The 1690-nt window shown below is 43.4% G+C and carries 1 protein-coding gene; it reads right to left on the bottom strand.

Annotated elements, in window-relative coordinates; genetic code table 11:
* Positions 1–202: 202 nt before the first annotated feature.
* Positions 203–1357 (bottom strand): N(5)-(carboxyethyl)ornithine synthase, encoded by a 1155-nt coding sequence (locus BQ7314_RS06600; RefSeq protein ID WP_174482912.1) that lies wholly within the window; start codon positions 1355–1357, stop codon positions 203–205.
* Between the last annotated feature and the right edge of the window lie 333 nt (positions 1358–1690).

A 1690-nucleotide genomic window follows, 5' to 3' on the forward strand; every position in this document is an offset into this window, starting at 1 on the left:
CTAATAACTATATCTAAATGTGTTGATCGTAGTTATAAGCACTATTATCTTGAAGCCCTTACCCTGGCAGGAACTCAATGTATTCATATTCATTTTGAGCCATACTATGTCCCTTTCTTTTGCATCTAACGCCTGCCTCAGTCGCACGTCGAAGGTGCGTCGGCTGGAGGCAATTGTTAAGCACCTATCTTATCGGTACAGCTTATTCAACAGGATTGATGTGGTCGTGGGGGTGGTGCAGTTCACGCTTTTGAAACGACAGAATAGAGGGGTTCTGAATTACGCCACTATCAAGATTTATAGCCTTCTTAATGGTCTGATCTTGCTTCCACCCATCACGGCCTGCGAGAACAGTCGGTAAATAAACAATGAGTGCGGCAGAGATTGAGCGCGTTGCACTTTCCCAGAAATAACTAGGCGTGTGATCTACGGCGTAGTAATCGATGGTTTTATATTTAAACATCGGATTCTTGAATGTGGTTGGTTTAGCAAAAAAGAATCCCATACCTTCGTCGCAACTGATATCAATAATCAGGCTATTGGGCTTGAGGCATGAGCCTTCTGCTTCAGTCACAAAGTCAGTAGGATTGTCTGTATCCTGAAATATTCCATTTACGATTATATCTGCTTCACTAATCAGGTTTACCAGCGGCCGTACCGTTCCATCATGCTCTACCACCATCATGCGCTCTTCGACCTCGTTACCAGCCAGAACTCTGACATAGTTACAATCGAGCACCTCTTCACGCACTTCATGATCAGGGCGTTGAATGCAGATGGTGATATCTCTAAAACCATGTGCCTTGAGGGCGTAAATAGCGCCACGGCTGACGGCACCAAAACCGAAAATGATTACTTTACGTTGGTTGCCGTAGTGCCCATCGATACCTTTAAGTTGCAAGGCATGTATGACGGCGCAATAACCAGCCATTTCATTATTCTTATAAAATGTGTGGCGGCCTATAAAGCCATCAGGGGACCAAACAAACATGTCTTCAAAAGCAATGAGCGTTAACTTACGATCGATTGCAGCCTGAGTAATTTCCCGTTGCTGCACGCAATGCACATAACCCCAAAGTGTTCCTCCTTCGCGAAATTCCAGGAAGTCAGCTAAGACTGGTTTGTTAATTATAACCGTGTCAATGTCGGCTAATATATCGTGGCGTGTGGCAACACCACCCGCCTGAGCAGCCATTTCCGTATCGGTTATACCGAATGGAGTTCCATAACCCTCTTCAAATATCAGCTGGCGACGAAGCTCTTCAGGAATGCGTGGCAAATGCTCAGGATGGATTGGAAAACGTCGCTCATCTTCCTTTCTTGATGTCCCGATGACTCCTAGTGTTAATTTACTCATGCCGTTTTCCTTTTATTAATAAAATCAATACAAGTGACACCATGAACGAATTATCAGTTTCGTCAATAGGCTTGCTTTTTTATGCTCTGGTCAGAGTACGGGTGTTTCAGAAAGTGAAACACTGTACAAATTAACGGTGTATCAAGCCTGAACGCCCCACTAAGGCTAAAAATTATCGGCTAAAATAAGTGAGGCACGAGCAATCTATTCATCTTATTACACATTTTGATTCTGTCAATAAGGTTTGATGAAGGTTCATGCTTAAGGATTTTTCTCGTTCCCACTCTGGAGCGTGGGAATGAGAAATGTAGTATTATAACCTATATAAATAAC

The organism is methanotrophic endosymbiont of Bathymodiolus puteoserpentis (Logatchev) (assembly GCF_900128525.1).
In the GTDB taxonomy this organism is placed as follows: Bacteria; Pseudomonadota; Gammaproteobacteria; order Methylococcales; family Methylomonadaceae; genus Methyloprofundus.

What these genes read in the sequence shown, in the direction of transcription:
- BQ7314_RS06600 (WP_174482912.1), bottom strand. Translation starts at nt 1,357, where the DNA reads ATGAGTAAATTAACACTAGGAGTCATCGGGACATCAAGAAAGGAAGAT.